Source organism: Actinacidiphila glaucinigra (genome assembly GCF_035918135.1).
GTDB classification, from domain to species: Bacteria; Actinomycetota; Actinomycetes; order Streptomycetales; family Streptomycetaceae; genus Actinacidiphila; species Actinacidiphila glaucinigra.
In genome coordinates, this window is sequence record NZ_CP109144.1 from 8,763,529 (window position 1) to 8,779,247 (window position 15,719).

General features: G+C 72.4%; 14 protein-coding genes. 5 read left to right on the forward strand and 9 right to left on the reverse strand.

The window, feature by feature from the left end:
* The first annotated feature begins 134 nt into the window (after positions 1 to 134).
* The 3 genes from mmsA (at position 135) to OIE69_RS39825 (ending at position 4,169) form a co-directional block, all read left to right on the forward strand.
* The gene (gene mmsA / locus OIE69_RS39815) at positions 135 to 1,682 is read left to right on the forward strand and encodes a multiple monosaccharide ABC transporter ATP-binding protein (protein ID WP_326580120.1); all 1,548 of its coding nucleotides are present in this window, start codon (positions 135 to 137) and stop codon (positions 1,680 to 1,682) included.
* Positions 1,679 to 2,977 carry a multiple monosaccharide ABC transporter permease gene (gene mmsB / locus OIE69_RS39820; protein WP_326580122.1) on the forward strand — a complete coding sequence of 433 codons (1,299 nt, stop codon included), beginning with the start codon at positions 1,679 to 1,681 and terminating at the stop codon, positions 2,975 to 2,977. Before mmsA ends, mmsB begins: the two co-directional genes overlap by 4 nt.
* A 79-nt stretch (positions 2,978 to 3,056) precedes the next feature.
* Positions 3,057 to 4,169 (forward strand): sugar-binding protein, encoded by a 1,113-nt coding sequence (locus OIE69_RS39825; protein ID WP_326580125.1) that lies wholly within the window; start codon positions 3,057 to 3,059, stop codon positions 4,167 to 4,169.
* 101 nt (positions 4,170 to 4,270) lie between these two features.
* Here OIE69_RS39825 and OIE69_RS39830 read toward each other — a convergent pair whose 3' ends face one another.
* Together OIE69_RS39830 and OIE69_RS39835 are read right to left on the reverse strand one after the other, a co-directional pair.
* Positions 4,271 to 4,621 (reverse strand): hypothetical protein, encoded by a 351-nt coding sequence (locus OIE69_RS39830; protein WP_326580127.1) that lies wholly within the window; start codon positions 4,619 to 4,621, stop codon positions 4,271 to 4,273.
* A gap of 202 nt (positions 4,622 to 4,823) precedes the next feature.
* Positions 4,824 to 5,279, reverse strand: coding sequence for a carboxymuconolactone decarboxylase family protein (locus tag OIE69_RS39835; protein ID WP_326580129.1), 456 nt, complete (start codon positions 5,277 to 5,279; stop codon positions 4,824 to 4,826).
* A 178-nt stretch (positions 5,280 to 5,457) separates the two neighbouring features.
* Here OIE69_RS39835 and OIE69_RS39840 point away from each other — a divergent pair, with 178 nt between their 5' ends.
* Complete coding sequence (locus OIE69_RS39840) at positions 5,458 to 7,935, forward strand: tetratricopeptide repeat protein (RefSeq protein ID WP_326580131.1); 2,478 nt, start codon at positions 5,458 to 5,460, stop codon at positions 7,933 to 7,935.
* 11 nt (positions 7,936 to 7,946) lie between these two features.
* Here OIE69_RS39840 and OIE69_RS39845 read toward each other — a convergent pair whose 3' ends face one another.
* From OIE69_RS39845 to OIE69_RS39865, 5 genes are all read right to left on the reverse strand, one after another.
* Positions 7,947 to 8,981, reverse strand: coding sequence for a DUF4331 family protein (locus OIE69_RS39845; protein WP_326580133.1), 1,035 nt, complete (start codon positions 8,979 to 8,981; stop codon positions 7,947 to 7,949).
* Positions 8,982 to 9,311: 330 nt separating this feature from the next.
* The gene (locus OIE69_RS39850) at positions 9,312 to 9,515 is read right to left on the reverse strand and encodes a DUF6479 family protein (protein WP_326580135.1); all 204 of its coding nucleotides are present in this window, start codon (positions 9,513 to 9,515) and stop codon (positions 9,312 to 9,314) included.
* Between the two features lie 79 nt (positions 9,516 to 9,594).
* Complete coding sequence (locus OIE69_RS39855; RefSeq protein WP_326580137.1) at positions 9,595 to 10,032, reverse strand: ATP-binding protein; 438 nt, start codon at positions 10,030 to 10,032, stop codon at positions 9,595 to 9,597.
* Positions 10,033 to 10,100: 68 nt separating this feature from the next.
* On the reverse strand, positions 10,101 to 11,126 hold the full coding sequence (locus OIE69_RS39860; protein ID WP_326580139.1) for a baeRF2 domain-containing protein: 1,026 nt from the start codon (positions 11,124 to 11,126) through the stop codon (positions 10,101 to 10,103).
* A gap of 172 nt (positions 11,127 to 11,298) precedes the next feature.
* Positions 11,299 to 11,835, reverse strand: a complete 537-nt coding sequence (locus OIE69_RS39865; protein WP_179279992.1) for an NUDIX hydrolase family protein — start codon at positions 11,833 to 11,835, stop codon at positions 11,299 to 11,301.
* A 284-nt stretch (positions 11,836 to 12,119) separates the two neighbouring features.
* On the opposite strand from OIE69_RS39865, the gene OIE69_RS39870 reads away from it, so the two are divergent.
* Positions 12,120 to 13,007: a LysR family transcriptional regulator gene (locus tag OIE69_RS39870; protein WP_326580143.1), complete on the forward strand. Its 888-nt coding sequence runs from the start codon at positions 12,120 to 12,122 to the stop codon at positions 13,005 to 13,007.
* A 6-nt stretch (positions 13,008 to 13,013) separates the two neighbouring features.
* On the opposite strand, the gene OIE69_RS39875 is transcribed toward OIE69_RS39870, so the two are convergent.
* Together OIE69_RS39875 and OIE69_RS39880 are read right to left on the reverse strand one after the other, a co-directional pair.
* The gene (locus tag OIE69_RS39875; protein WP_326580145.1) at positions 13,014 to 14,282 is read right to left on the reverse strand and encodes an MFS transporter; all 1,269 of its coding nucleotides are present in this window, start codon (positions 14,280 to 14,282) and stop codon (positions 13,014 to 13,016) included.
* 179 nt (positions 14,283 to 14,461) lie between these two features.
* Positions 14,462 to 15,718: a cation:proton antiporter gene (locus tag OIE69_RS39880; RefSeq protein WP_326580147.1), complete on the reverse strand. Its 1,257-nt coding sequence runs from the start codon at positions 15,716 to 15,718 to the stop codon at positions 14,462 to 14,464.
* Between the last annotated feature and the right edge of the window lies 1 nt (position 15,719).

Genomic DNA, 15,719 nt, shown 5'->3' on the forward strand with positions numbered 1-15,719 from the left:
CCAAGCCGTAACAGGTCCGGCATGGAGGCACGGCGCAGTGTCATCGGAGGCAAGTTGATGTCCACGAAATGTCGCATCCCAGGGGAGGCGGGCCCGCGTGATCTTCGCGGCGTCCGCGGCGTGGAGCTCCGCGCATGAGCAGCGCCCCGGTACTGCTGGAGATGCGGTCCATCACCAAGACGTTCCCGGGCGTGACGGCGCTCGCGGACGTCAACCTGGTGGTGAAGGAGGGGGAGATCCACGCGATCTGCGGCGAGAACGGCGCAGGCAAGTCCACCCTCATGAAGGTGCTGAGCGGCGTCCACCCGCACGGCAGTTACACCGGTGAGATCGTCTACCGGGGCGACACCGTCAGGTTCCACGACATCCGGGCCAGCGAGCAGGCCGGCATCGTCATCATCCACCAGGAACTGGCGCTGGTCCCCGGCATGTCGATCACGGAGAACATCTTCCTCGGCAACGAGCCGCGCAAACGCGGCTCGATCGACTGGAAGGCCGCACAGCACCGGGCGCTGGAGCTGATGGAGCAGGTCGGCCTCAAGGAGGACCCGGACACGCTCGTCAAGGACATCGGCGTCGGCAAGCAGCAACTCGTCGAGATCGCCAAGGCCTTCGCCAAGGACGTGAAGCTGCTCATCCTCGACGAGCCGACCGCGGCCCTGAACGAGACCGACTCGCAGCACCTGCTCGACCTGCTGCGCGGCTTCCGGGACCGCGGCATCACCTCGATCATGATCTCGCACAAGCTGAACGAGATCGAGGCGGTCGCCGACACCATCACCATCCTGCGCGACGGCCGGACGATCGAGAGCCTGGACGTCGAGGCCGACGGTGTGAACGAGGACCGCATCGTGCGCGGCATGGTCGGCCGGGAACTCGACAGCCGGTTCCCCGACCACACTCCCGACATCGGGGAGGTGTTCTTCGAGGTCCGCGACTGGACCGTGCGGCACCCCGCCTCCGACGAACGGCTCGTGTGCAAGGGCTCCACCTTCACGGTGCGGCGCGGTGAGATCGTCGGCTTCGCCGGCCTCATGGGCGCCGGGCGCACCGAACTCGCGATGAGCCTGTTCGGCCGCTCCTACGGCACCTTCCTGTCGGGACGGGTCTTCAAGGACGGCAAGGAGATCCACCTCAAGACGGTGTCGGAGGCCATCCGGCAGGGCCTCGCCTACGTCAGCGAGGACCGCAAGTCGATCGGCCTCAACCTGCTGGACGACATCAAGACCTCGATGGTCGCCGCCAAGCTGTCGAAGATCTCCCGCCACCAGGTCATCGACCCGGTGCGCGAGCACCGGATCGCCGAGGAGTACCGGCAGAACCTCCGGATCAAGACACCCGGCGTCGACGAGGAGGTCGTCAAGCTCTCCGGCGGCAACCAGCAGAAGGTCGTCCTGGCCAAGTGGATGTTCACCGACCCCGACCTGCTCATCCTCGACGAGCCCACCCGCGGCATCGACGTGGGTGCCAAGTACGAGATCTACGGGATCATCCAGCGGCTGGTGGGCGAGGGCAAGGGCGTCATCGTCATCTCCTCGGAGCTGCCCGAGCTCATCGGACTGTGCGACCGCATCTACACGGTGTTCGAAGGCGCCATCACCGGTGAGGTGACGCGCCGCGACGCGAACCCGGAACTCCTCATGAAACAGATGACCTCTATGAAGAAGACACCGAGCCCATGAGCCGCATCTCAGACCTGCAGAAGAACCTCTTCGGGGGCACGGCCTCCAACGCCCGCCAGTTCGGCATGATCGCCACGCTCGTCGCGATCGTGCTCCTGTTCCAGATCTGGACGGGGGGACTGACCCTGACCTCCGGCAACCTCATCGCCGTGGTCAGCCAGTACTCCTACATCCTGATCCTGGCCATCGGCATGCTGATGGTGATCGTCGCCGGGCACATCGACCTGTCGGTCGGCTCGGTGGCCGCGTTCACCGGGATCGTGGTCGCCAAGACGATGCAGGAGCACTCGCTCCCCTGGCCCCTGGGCATCCTGCTCGGCCTGCTCGTCGGCGCGGCGATCGGCGCCTGGCAGGGCTTCTGGGTCGCCTACGTGGGAGTGCCGGCGTTCATCGTCACCCTGGCCGGCATGCTCCTGTTCCGCGGCGGCAACCAGTACATCGGCAACGCGGACACCGTGCCGGTCCCGACCGGGTTCCGTGACATCGGTGCCGGCTTCCTGCCCGAGGTGGGCCCGGACACCGGCTACAACAACCTGACGCTGCTGCTCGGCCTGCTCGCCTGCGCGGGCGTGGCCTGGCGCGAGTGGCGGGCCCGGCAGACCCGGCGCGTCATGCACGCCGACGCCGCGCCGCTGTGGGTGACCGGGATCCGCCTGGCCGTGATGGTGGGCATCATCGTCTTCACGACGCTGCGCTTCGCGGGCGGCCGGGTCGGCACCAGCTTCCCGATCTCCGGCATCATCCTGATCGCCCTGGTGCTGGCGTACTCGTACTACACCCGCAACACCATCGGCGGCCGGCACATCTACGCCGTCGGAGGCAACTCCCGCGCGGCCGAGCTGTCCGGCGTCAAGCTCCGGCGCGTCAACTTCCTGGTCATGATGAACATGTCCGTGCTGGCCGCGCTCGCCGGCATGATCTTCGTGGCCCGTTCCGCGGCATCCGGCCCGCAGGACGGTCTGAGCTGGGAACTCGACGCCATCGCGGCCGTCTTCATCGGCGGCGCCGCCGTGTCCGGTGGTCTCGGCACCATCAGCGGCTCCATCGTCGGCGGTCTCGTCATGGCGCTGCTCAACAACGGCCTCCAACTGGAGGGCGTGGGCTCGGACATGGTCCAGATCATCAAGGGCCTGGTCCTCCTCCTGGCCGTCGCGTTCGACGTCTACAGCAAGAGCCAGGGGCGCTTCTCGATCATCGGCACCCTGATGCGTCCGTTCCGCCAGAACGAGACGTCCACACCGGTCGACCCGCCGAACCCGGCCTCCGACCCCGACAAGGCTCCGGTCGCAGGCTGACCGACCGGCAGTACCCCCCAGGGTGCCGCACCAGGCGGCGCTCGTCTCTCCCGCATCACCAGGAAAGGGCACAACCCACATGCGCAGAACCATCACCAGAGGCATCGCCGTGATCGGCGCCGCCGCGCTGCTCGCCCTGGGCACGGCGTGCTCCAACGAACGCGAGGGCTCCACCGGCAAGGACACCAGCGACGCCAAGGGCGGCTTCGCGCAGGACGGACTGGTCGGTGTCGCGCTGCCGGCGAAGACCTCGGAGAACTGGGTGCTCGCCGGTGACCTGTTCACCAACGGCCTGAAGGACGCCGGCTTCAAGGCCGACGTCCAGTACGCGGGTGCCTCGACCACCGTCGCGGACCAGCAGGCGCAGATCTCCTCCATGGTCACCAAGGGCGCGAAGGTCATCGTCATCGGTGCGACCGACGCCTCGCAGCTGTCCACGCAGGTGGCGCAGGCCAAGCAGGCCGGTGCGACGATCATCGCCTACGACCGCCTCATCACCAACACGCCGGACGTCGACTACTACATCGCGTTCGACAACTTCAAGGTCGGCCAGCTGCAGGGTCAGGCGCTGCTGGACGGCATGAAGGCCAAGAAGGCGAAGGGCCCGTACACGATCGAGCTGTTCTCCGGTTCGCCGGACGACAACAACTCGAAGGTCTTCTTCGACGGTGCGATGGAGGTGCTCAAGCCCGCCATCGACAAGGGCGACATCGTTGTCGGTTCCGGTCAGACCGACATCAAGCAGACCGCGACCCAGGGCTGGAAGGCGGAGAACGCCCAGAGCCGCATGGACTCGCTGCTGAACTCCACCTACACCGGCAAGAAGACGCTCGACGGCGTGCTCTCGCCGAACGACACCCTCGCCCGCGCGATCATCACCTCGGTGAAGGGCGCCGGCAAGCCGGTCCCGGTCGTGACCGGCCAGGACTCCGAGGTCGAGTCGGTGAAGTCGATCATGGCGGGTGAGCAGTACTCCACCATCAACAAGGACACCCGCAAGCTCGTCGCCGAGACCATCAAGATGGTCCAGTCCCTGCAGAAGGGCGGCAAGCCGACCATCAACGACACCAAGTCGTACAACAACGGCAGCAAGGTCGTCCCGTCGTACCTGCTCCCGCCGGTCATCGTGACCAAGGAGAACGCGGCCGAGGCGTACGCCAACGACCCGAAGCTCTCCCCGCTCACCAAGTAGTAGCGCGCACCCCCGCTGCCGCCGGTGCCCGGACCACGTCCGGGCACCGGCGGCGGCCGCGTTCGCTGCCCGTGCGGGGCGCCCTCGCCGAGGGAGCCCCGTCACGGGCAGGGCAGCAGACGTCGTGGCCCGATCCCGTCGTCGTGGATGAGCCGGATCTCCGTCCTGCCCACGCCGTCACGCCCGAGCGGGCGAGGGACGTCGATCTCGTCACCGGCCATGGAGATGGCCTTCTCCTTCGCGTCCATCGCGTCGTTCGCATGATCCACCACGTAGTAGAGCCAGGTGGCCGCGGTTCCCCCGGCGCCGACCCGGAACCCCACCAGCCACTTGTCCGCCGAGGTGGCGCGACACGCCGTCGCAAGCGGGCACCGCGGCGCGAGGGCGTACCTCTCGTGGCCGGGTCCACGCGCGTCCCCGATCGCCGCCACGGCCCTGGCGATGTGCCGCATGGCGCGCCTCCTCACCCGTCGGTCGTGCCCGGACGGCGCACCAGGAAGAAGTTGAGCCGTCCACCTCTTGACCGGGCAGCTCCCGCCGGTGTGACACGGCCCTCCGACCTGTCGCCCCGGCCCGGCGGGGCCCTCTGTCAGCCCCGCCCCGTGCGGGTCCGCCCCGGGCGCGCCCGCGGCCCGGGAGCGGACGCCGCGCCCCTCATCCCCAGGCGCCGGCGATCTGCCGGGTCGTGGCGTTGAGCCGGTTGAACAGATTGGTCACGCCGATCATCAGCACGATCGCGGCCAGCTGCTTCTCGTCGAAGTGGGTGGCGGCGGCGTCCCACACCTCGTCACCGACCGCCCCGGGACGGTCGGCCAGCCGCGTGGCGGCCTCGGCCAGTGCCAGCGCCGCCCGCTCCTCCTCACTGAAGTACGGGGCCTCCCGCCATGCGGCGACCGTGGCCAGGCGCTCGTCGTTCACCCCCGCCTTGCGCGCCGTCTTCGCGCCGCCGTCGACGCAGGCGCTGCAGCCGTTGATCTGACTCACCCGCAGGTGCACCAGCTCCAGCGTCTGCCCGTCCACCCCGCCGGAGTGCACGGCCTTGATCAGCTCCTGGATGGGCTGCATCGCGCCGGACAGGACCATGGCCGGGTTCTGCATACGGGACTGCATCGTGGTTCTCCCTCTTCCGGTTCGGCGCCCCGTGCCCCGGGGCGTGACTCCATGACAGCGCGCGGGCCTTGCCACGGCGACGGCGGTGGGACGCCGTGGGACAGCCGGGGCGGCCGTGTACAGCGGGAATGCGGCCCGGACGGGTTCAGCCGGGGTGGGACAGGAAGGCGGGGGACGGGTGGTTGCGCAGCAACGGACGGCGGAGGCCGACCCACCGCAGGAGCTGGCCGCGCGGCTGCGCATGCTCCAGGAGCTCTCCGGGCGCGGCGTACGCGCCCTGGCCCGGGACACGGGGCTGAGTTCGTCGTCGCTGTCGCGCTACCTCACGGGCCGGACCGCGCCCTGGCCCGCCGTCGTCGCGCTCTGCCGTCTCGTCACACGCGACCCGCGCCCGCTGCGCCCCCTGTGGGAACGGGCCTCCCACCCGCTGCCGGCGCCCCCGAGGACCAGCCGCCAGATCCATCCCCCGACGCCGCCCGCGTCGGCCCCGCGCCCGCCTCGCAACGATCTCCCGCGCGACGCGCCCGACTTCACCGGGCGCCGGACCGAACTCGCCGCCGTGCTCGCCGCGGTCGCCGGCGGCCGGGTGGTCGCCGTGGACGGCATGGCCGGTGTCGGCAAGACCTGCCTGGCGGTGCACGCCGCGCACCGCCTCGCCGCCGACTACCCCGACGCCCAGCTCTACCTCGATCTGCACGGCTTCACCGAGGGCCGCAGGCCACTCGACCCCGACCCCGCGCTGCGGGCGTTGCTCGCCGCGCTCGACGTCCCCTCCGAGCGGATCCCGCAGGAGGGCGTCGAGCAACTCGCCGCCTGCTGGCGGTCGGAGCTGGCCCATCGGCGGGCCGTCGTCGTCCTGGACAACGCCGCCGACGCCGACCAGGTCCGCCCGCTGCTGCCCGGCGCGGGCCACTCCGTCGCCCTGGTCACCAGCCGCAACCGGCTGCTGGGCCTGGAAGAAGTGCCGCCGGTCTCGCTGGACGTGCTGACCCCGCAGGACAGCGCGGAACTGCTCGCCCGCGCCGGCGGCGAGCCGGCGGGCACCGACGGACGGCTGGCCCGCGAACCGCAGGCGGCGGCCGAGGTGCTGCGGCTGTGCGGCAACCTGCCGCTGGCGCTGCGGCTCGCCGGGGCACGGCTGCGGCACCGGCCGGGCTGGACCGTGGGCATCCTCGTCGAGCGGATGGCGGAGGGCCCCAGCGAGTTCGACACCGCGTTCGCCATGTCCGTGAACCAGCTGGACCGCGACCAGCGCCGCCTGTTCCGGTTGCTGAGCCTGCTGCCGGGCTCGGCCTTCGACGAGTACGTCGTGGCCGCTCTCGCCGACGTGCCGCTGCGCGACGCCCGGGCGATGCTCGAGGACCTCCTCGACGCACACCTGGTCCAGCAGCCGGCCCCCGGCCGCTACCGGCTGCACGACCTGGTGCACCGGCACGCGCTGCGGGCGACCACCGAGCAGGACCCGGCGGCCGCACGGCAACGGGCCCTGCTCCGGGTGCTCGACTACTACGTGCACGCAGCCGCCGCCGCCGACGCCACCATGCCCTTCCTGTCCCGCAGCGGGGTGGCCTGCTCGGGACCCGCGCCGGCGGAGCTGCCGGAGTTCGCCGGCAAGAACACGGCCCTGGCCTGGTTCGGCGCCGAGTACAGCAACCTGCTGACGGCCTTCGAGGCGGCCCTCGCCGCCGGGGCCGACGCGCACGTGTGCGAGCTGCCGCGCTTCATGAGGTCGTACTTCGCCCGGCGCTGCGGCACCACCCGGCTCAACGTCCTCTTCGAGGGCTCCCTGGCCGCCGCCCGCCGCCTGGGGGACCCGCGGCAACTGGGCGAGGCCTACAGCGACCTGGGCTTCGCCCGCTACAACGCGGGCCGGATGGCGGAGGCCGACGCCGCGTACGAGGCGGCCGCCGCCCTGGTGGCGGAGGCCGGGGACGTCCTGGCCGAGGCCGAACTGACCATGCGGCGCGGCTACCTGGGGTGGGACCAGGGATACGTCGAGGAGCCGCTGGAACAGTTCCGGCTGGCGGGGAAGCTGTACGCGGACGCCGGCTGCCCGATGGGCACGGCCCACGCCACCGCCTACGAGGCCTGGGCCCTGTTGCAGTCGGGACACCGCGAGGAGGCGGCGCGGCTGGCCCGCGAGGCGCTGGAGACCCCGCACACCGACCCCGCGTGGCCGCCCGCGCTCACCGCGCTCATCACCCTCGGGGTGGCCGTCGCCCGCGAGGAACCCGAGGACGCCTTCGGCCATCTGCACCGCGCGCTCGCCCTGGCCCGTGAGGACGGGCACCGGCACAACGAGGCATGGTGCCTGAACTGCCTGGGCGTCGCGCTGCGCCGCATGGGCCGCTACGAGGAGGCGCTGGCCAGCCACCGCGAGGCGTTCGCGCTGCTCGACGAGATCTTCGAGGAGCAGTGGAAGATCCACTTCCTCAACGGCTACGGGGAGACATGCCGGCTCGCGGGCCTGCCGGACGAGGCACTGCGACTGCACCGGCAGGCGCTCGACCTCGCGCCGAGGGTGGGGTACCGCCACGAGGAGGCGATGGCCCACGAGGGGATCGCGGCCGTGCTCGACGCCACGGAGCCCTCCGCCGCCGCCGAGCACCGCGCCGCGGGACAGGCCCTCCTGCGGGAACCCCTGCCGGGCGCCTGACCGGTGGTGCCTCAGGCCGCCGCCGGGACGTAGGGGAACGAGGAGCCGGGCTTCGACGTGACGGACTCCCTGCCGATGCCCAGCGTGACAGGGGCGTTGGCGGCGAAGGAGAACATGACGTCCGGCGCGTTGTCGGTCAGCGACCGGCCGTTCCACCGGGCGAAGCCGAAGGACGCGGGTGTGCCGATCGTGTACGGCAGCAGGTTCGGGCAGAAGCAGCCGACGACGAACTCGGCGTACGCATGGGGGTCCTGGGCCGTGCCGTAGGCGCGGACCACACCCGCCACCGCGTCGACGACGGCGTCGCCGTGGAGCCGGAGGTCGTCGGCGGGGACGTTCTGGTTGAGGCGGTCCCCGAGTTCCTCGTCGAACTGCGTGAACAGCGGGTGGATCATGGGCAGTCCGGCCCGGTTGACCGGGCGCCAGCCGCCCGCGTCGGTGGCGAGGGAGTCCAGCGCCCACACACCGATCCGCGGTTCCTCACCCGCGACGGGCAGCAACTCCTCGTCGGTGACCTCCAGGACGATGGAGTACACCGTGTGGCCGGCGAACAGGTTCTTCGCCTCGTCGCGGTTCCAGCCCGACAGATCGACGGTCGTCCCCTCCTTGAAGGCGTGGCCGACCGCGTGCAGGACGTCCGGCTCGATCCAGAACGGGTCGCCTGCCTCGCCGCACCACACCCGGGCGCCGCCGTCCGTCCCGACCGTGCCGCCGGTGCGGCCCCGGGCGATCACGGTCCCCTCGGCGGACGGGTCGCGCGCCTCGGGCCCGGCCAGCCGGTACACCTCGTAGGTCTGCGCCCCGCCGCCCTCGCGCTCGGCGAAGACGAACCGGTACGCGAGGTCCTCGACGGCGTCGCCGTTCGCGTCGATCTTGATCTCGTACCGTCCCTCCGGATGGAAGCCCCGGGGGACGTCCTCACCTGCCAGGGAGTGGCAGTGGTTCGTCACGAAGACGGTGCCGCGCTCGCCGCGGAAGACGTACAGGTCGGTGATGTCCAGACGGGGGTCCTGCCGGGCGAGGGGTGAGTCGAGGTGGTGGGACATGCGGCGCTCCCGGTCGGCGGTGGGGCCGTGCGCGTGGCGGCTGTCCTTCCACCATGCGAGTGGCGTGATCCCCCGGCAACCGGGCGGAACGGCGGCCGCGTGCCCGGTCAGCAGAGCTCTCCGGCTCGGGGCCCCAGGCGCAGCGGCTGTCCCGGGGGCGCGGACCGCGTCGAGGAGCTCGAGGTGCGGCCGAATCGACGTACCGTGCGGCGATGCGGGGGGTGACGCCCCTGTCGCCGGTCGCGGACCCGGGCAGGAGCGGAAGCCGGTGATCGACGTCCAGTTGCGGGGACGCGCGATGCCCGCGACGCCGCCCCTTCCCAGGGGGTGTCAGCCGTGCTCGTCCGTGCTGCCGGCGTCGTGCTCCCGGCGGGTACGCCAGGAGGAGGCACGCGGCTGCGGGCTCCGCTCCGGGGGTGGCTGCCTCCGGCGTACGCGACGCCCGACGGCCACCGCCGCGATGAGGACGACCACCAGTGCGACGCCCACGATGAGCGGCACGGTGCCGACGAGATAGTCATGGGGCAGGGCCATGTGGATCCGTTCCGGTTGCATGGAACGCGGTTACCCCTCGCACGCGGGTCGACGCACCCCGGCGTACGCGCCGCCGCCGTCAGGCCGCGGGAGCGAGCTCGGCCCAGTGGGTGGCACGGCCTGTCTCCCAGCGGTCGCCGTGCGCCGAGGCGACCTGGTCCACGATGGTCAGGCCCCGGCCGTGTTCGCAGTCGCCGCAGCTCGCGGCCCATTCCCCGATGGCGGGGGCCGGTCCGCCGTCGGTGACCTCGACGCGGACCTGCCCGGTGCTCCGGTCGCGGCCGAGATGGAGCACGATGGGCGGCCGTGCGTATTCGAAGGCGTTGGTGACGAGTTCCGAGACGACCAGCAGGACTCCGTCCGCAGTGACTGCCGGTACCTGCCAGCGTCGCAGAGCTTCCTTGGTGAGCTTGCGGGCCTCTGCGGGGGCTTCGGGCCGATAGGAGAGCGTCCAGCTTTCTTCCTGGGCCGGCACGGGCTGCCGGCCCGGACATTGACCCGCTTCGACGGTGTCCATCCCCGTCCCTCTCGTTGTACCTGTGGGTACAACACGGCTGGGTCACCGCCGATTCCGCAGGCCGCTGGCTACGTACCGGGGTCGCTCCGGCGCAGCAGGACACCGACTCCGTCGTCCAGGGCGAGCGTGCCGCGGGGCACGACCACGAGTTCCGCACCGCTGCACGCCGCGGCGCGCAGCAGGGTGGCCCCGGCGGGTTCCTCCGGCCCGGCCCACAGGCACCCGGGCGACGGCGGGGGATCGTTGACCAGGACCGCTGCCGCCCGTGCGCCCCGCAGCGCACCGACGACGGCCGCGGTGCCCTCGCAGGCCGTGCGGTCCCGGGATCGCTGCACCCGGTACGCCTCCAGGCAGGCCCGGTCGGCGGCGTTGAGGCGGCCGCCGAGCTCACGGGCGAGGAGCTCCTCCAGAGGGGCCTGGCCGGGAGTGCCGCCGGGACGCGCCGTGCCGACCGTGACGAGGTCGCTCCTCAGGCGTTCCGGCATGTGGTGGACGAGCACCTCCGCCGTCCGGGGGTCGCCGGGGTCGCGGCCCAGCACGAGCACCTCGGCCGCGCCGCGGTCGGCCAGGTCGCTCAGGTCCCCGGCGAGCTGTGGCGCGGTCAGGGGCCAGTCCTCCACCGGGACGGTCTGCCGGACGGCCGGATCCGGGTCGGGGCGTCCGGCCGGCCAGCGCCCGGTCCGGGCGGCGACCCGGATGCCGTCGCCGTCCTCGGTGCGGCCGACGAACAGCTCCAGATAGGGCACGTCCGGGGCGCGCTGCACCACCAGCGGCAGGGCGTCCGGCAGGGTCTCGAGCCCGGCCGTGTCGCGCACCGGCGGCTCGGGCAGTTCCTCGGCCAGCACGAGTTCCCCGCGGGTGGCGAACAGGGCCTGGCCGTGCCGCCCGGGCAGGTCGTCGTCGGTGCCCACGGCGGCGTGGAGGGCGTGGACGGTGGCCGGGTCGGCGCCGTGGGCGGTGAGGTCGTCCCGCAGGTGCCGCCAGCGCCGTGCGATGACGCGGTCGGGATCCTCGACGTCCCGGGAGGTGTCCAGGTAGGCGCTCGCCCACGGGCCCGGCCGGGTGAACAGCGGTTGCAGGAACGACAGCTTCATCAGGGTGCCTCCCGGGGCGGGCTCCCGAGGCCGGAAGGCGACCGGGGCCCGTGCGATCGGAGTGTGCGCCGGCAACCGGTGCCGGTCGCCCCCCTCGTGCCTCCCCGTACCCGTGCGGTGATCCCTTATGCGTGGCGGCGCGGGCGGCGGGCCGCCCGGGCCGCCACGGGACTCAGGAGAGGCAGCCGACGTGCGCGAGGGCCTGCCGGAGCAGTACGCCCTGACCGCCCTGCATCTCCTGCTGCAGCTGCGGCGAAGACGCCTCCTGCGGGGTGAACCACACCAGGTCGAGGGCGTCCTGCCGGGGGTGGCAGTCGCCCGCCACCGGGACGACGTAGGCCAGCGACACCGAGTGCTGCCGGGGGTCGTGGAAGGGCGTCACTCCCTGCGTCGGGAAGTACTCGGCGATGGTGAAGGGCTGCGGGGAGACCGGGATGCGGGGCAGCGCCATGGGCCCGAGGTCCTTCTCCAGATGGCGGACCAGTGCCTCGCGGACACGCTCGTGGTGGAGCACCCGCCCGGACACGAGGGCGCGGCTGACGCTCCCGTCCGGCCCGATGCGCAGGAGGAGACCGATGTGTGTCACCTCCCCGCTGTCGTCGACCCGCACGGGCACGGCGTCGACGTAGAGGATCGGCATGCGTGCGCGGGTCAGCTCCAGGTCGTCCGGAGACAGCCAGCCGGGCGTGGTTTCGGTCATGTCGGCCATCGGGTGATCGTACGCGGAGAGAACGCCACGTGGGGGCGATCAACGGCGTGCGTCGCGAACCTGTTCGACGCGTGCGGTGAGGCACGGTCCCACCTCTCCTCCGCGCCCGGCGGACGGCGCGCGGCCGTCGGGTCGGCAGCGTTCTGACGCACCGTCACGTGCGGTGGCCGATGCCGCGCGGGTCGGCCGCCGCCCGGGCGGCCGGTGCGATGCTGGAAGCGGTGGATCATCGCCGGCGGAGATGACCGGCTTCCGGCCGGTCGACGGAAAGGCAGCTGGTACGCATGGACCTGCGGCAGATGGAAGTGGTCGTCGCGGTCGCCGAGGAGGGCGGCTTCACGGCGGCCGCCCACCGGCTGCACGTCGTGCAGTCCGCGGTGTCCGGCACCGTACGGGCGCTGGAGCGGGAACTGGGCAGCGCGCTCTTCGAGCGGACCACGCACCGGGTGTCGCTGACCCCGGCAGGGGAGGCGTTCGTGCCGGCCGCCCGCGCGGCGCTGCGCGCGGCCGAGGAGGCCCGTGCGGCGGTCGACGCGGTACGGGGCGAGCTGCGGGGCCTGGTGACCGTCGGCACGATGCAGGGGGTCTGGGCCGGTCTGCACCGGGCGCTGGCCCGCCTGCGCGCGGAACACCCCGGCGTGACCGTGCGCCTGCGGCAGGCGGCGGTGGCCGACATCCGGCAGGCCCTGCGGGAGGGCACGGTGGACCTCGCCGTGGTGGCCCTCGACCGGCAGCAGCAACGGGGGCTGGTGACCCGCCTGCTGTCGCGCGAGCAGATGCTCCTGGTCGCCGCGCCGGGGCGCGGCTTCGCCGAGGACGACGTGGTGACCTTCGAGGAGGTCTCCGGCCTGCCCTTCGTGGACTTCCCGTCCGGCTGGGCGATCCGCTCCGAGGTGGACCGGGCGTTCCGGGCCGCCACCACCGAACGGACCCCTGTGTTCGAGGTGAACGACATCGTCGCCGCGGCCGAGCTGGTCCGGCACGACCTGGGGGTGTGCATCATGCCCGCCTCGATCGCCGCCCGCTTCCCGGACCTCGCCGCACGCCGCTTCGAGCGGCACGCGCCCTCCTGGAAGGTCATGGTGGTCAGGCCCGGAGGCGATCCGGCGCCCGCCGTCGAGGCGCTGCTGCGCCACATCACCCCCCGCACCGCGGCCGGGGGACGCGGCTGAGCGCGGTCAGCGGGACGGGGCCTGCCCGGTCGAGTCCTGCGCGGTCGCGGTCGGCGCGCCCTCGCGGGCGGCGCGGCGTTCCGTCGCCCAGTAGGCGAGGCCGATCAGGGGAAGCGCGGCCCCCAGGGCGCTGACCGCCGTCCAGCCGGCCGCGTGGTACGCGAGCGACCCGAGCTGCGACCCGAGCGCGCCTCCCGCGAAGAAGACGGCGATGAAGGCGCTGTTCAGCCGGGACCGTGCGGCGGCGTCGAGCTGGTAGACGGTGTGCTGTCCGAGGATGAGGGCGGTCTGCACGGCCATGTCGATCAGGATCGCGGCGAGGGCGATCAGGACGATGCTGTGCTGCCCGAAGCCCGCCACGGCGAAGGCCGCGGCCGCCACGCCGAAGGCGATGCCGGTGACCGGACGTACGAGTCCGCGGTCCGCCCAGCGGCCGGCCAGCGGTGCCACCGCGGCACCCGCGGCGCCCACGAGCGCGAAGACCGCGACGCCGATCGGCGAGTAGTGGAACGGACCGGTGAGCAGGAAGGAGACGGTGGTCCAGAAGGCGCTGAACGCGCCGAACATGGCCGCCTGGTACAGCCCCCGGCGCCGCAGCGCCGGATGCGTCCGCACCAGCCGGACCGTCGAGCGCAGGACCTGGGAGTAGGGCAGGGAGGTCGTCGGGGCGTGCTGGGGCAGGGCGGCGCGCAGCGCCAGGGCCAGGAGCGCCATCAGGACCGCGGAGCCGAGGTAGACGTAGCGCCAGCCCGCGACGTCGGAGACCAGGCTGCTGACCGTGCGGGACACCAGGATCCCGGCGAGCAGCCCGCTCATCACCCGGCCGACGACGCGGCCGCGGGCGTGGTCGGGCGCGAGGCCCGCGGCGAACGGCACCAGGATCTGCGCGACGACGGAGGTGGCGCCGCTGACCAGGGAAGCGACGAGCAGCACCGGGAAGTCCGCGGCGGTCCCCGCCACCGCAAGGGCGACGGTGGTGACGGCGAGCAGCACGGTGACCAGCCGGCGCTTCTCCAGCCGGTCGCCGAGCGGGACAAGGAAGAGCATCCCTACCACGTAGCCGATCTGGGTCACCGTGATCAGCGTGCCGGCTGCCGCCGTGCCGAGGAGGAAGACCCGGCTCAGCGACGACAGCAGCGGCTGGGCGTAGTAGAGATTGGCGACGGTCATCCCGGAAGCGACGGCCAGCAGCACGACCAGCCATCCGGGAACGCCCTGGGCGGTCGCGGCGGGCGCCGGACGCCGCGTGGAAGGGGTCTTGGACGCAGGGGACACGAGGGCCCTTCTCGTGACGGGAACCGGTGGTGCGGTTCGGGCGGGCGGAGTGCCGGTCGCGCGACTCCTCGCGCTGCCCGGCCGACTGCTGCAGCGCCCGCACCGGAGGATTGCTTCCCCTGTTAAGGAGATGGCTCACGATGTCAGTCATCTCGATCGGAGATGACCGCCGATCGCCCTCACCGCCGGGCGGGGGAGTCCTCGGGCGGCGTCACCTCGAACGTGCCGAAGGCCTCGACGGCCTCGACGGTTTCCGGCACCGGCTGTGCGAACGCGTCCCGCCCCAGCAGCCGGCCGAGCGCGGCGACCGCGGGCTCGGTGTAGCGGGCCGCCAGAGGACCGGCGACGACCAGGATCAGGACGTACGCGGTGGCCAGCGGCCCGATACGGGGCTCCGTGGCGACGGCGAGGCCCGCGATGACGATCGAGAACTCGCCGCGTGCGACGAGGGCGCCGCCCGCCCGCAGCCGCCCCCGCGCATGAACGCCCGCCCGCCGGGCGGCGTACCAACCGGTGACGATCTTGGTTCCCGTGGTGACCAGCGCCAGGGCCAGCGCCGGGAGCAGCACCGGCGGTATGGCCGCCGGATCGGTGGACAGCCCGAAGAACACGAAGAACACGGCGGCGAACAGATCGCGCAGCGGGGTCAGCAGACGTCCCGCACCCTTGGCGACCTCACCGGACAGGGCGATGCCCACCAGGAACGCGCCGACGGCCGCGGACACCTGGAGCTTCTGCGTGATGCCCGCCACCACCAGCGCCAGCCCGAGCACGACCAGGAGCAGCATCTCGGGGTTGTCGGACGAGACCGCCTTGCTGAGCAGTCGCCCATGGCGCAACGCCAGGTACAGCACCGTGCCCACCGTGCCGAGGGCGATCGCCAGCGTCACCCCTCCGGCCGCGAGTCCGAGGCCCGCCAGCAGGGTCGTCAGCAGCGGCAGGTAGACCGCCATGGCCAGGTCCTCGATGACCAGGACGCCGAGCACCGCGGGCGTCTCGCGGTTGCCGAGCCTGCCGAGGTCCGTGAGCACCTTGGCGATGACGCCCGACGAGGAGACCCAGGTGACCCCGGCCAGTGCGACGGCGGCCACCGGACCCCACCCCAGCAGCAGCGCCGCCACGGCGCCCGGTACCGCGTTGAGGACGAAGTCCACGACCCCCGAGGGGTATTGGGCGCGCAGATTGCCGACCAGTTCCGAGGCGCTGTACTCCAGCCCGAGCAGCAGGAGGAGCAGGACCACCCCGATCTCGGCCCCCACGGAGATGAAGTCCTCGCTCGCCGACAGCGGTACGAGGCCGCCCTGCCCGAAGGCGAGCCCGGCCAGCAGGTAGAGCGGCACGGGCGACAGCCCGATCCGGCCCGCGAAGCGCCCGATGATGCCCAGCCCGAGGATGACGGCACCGAGTTCGACGAGCAGCGCGGTGGTGTCGTGCACC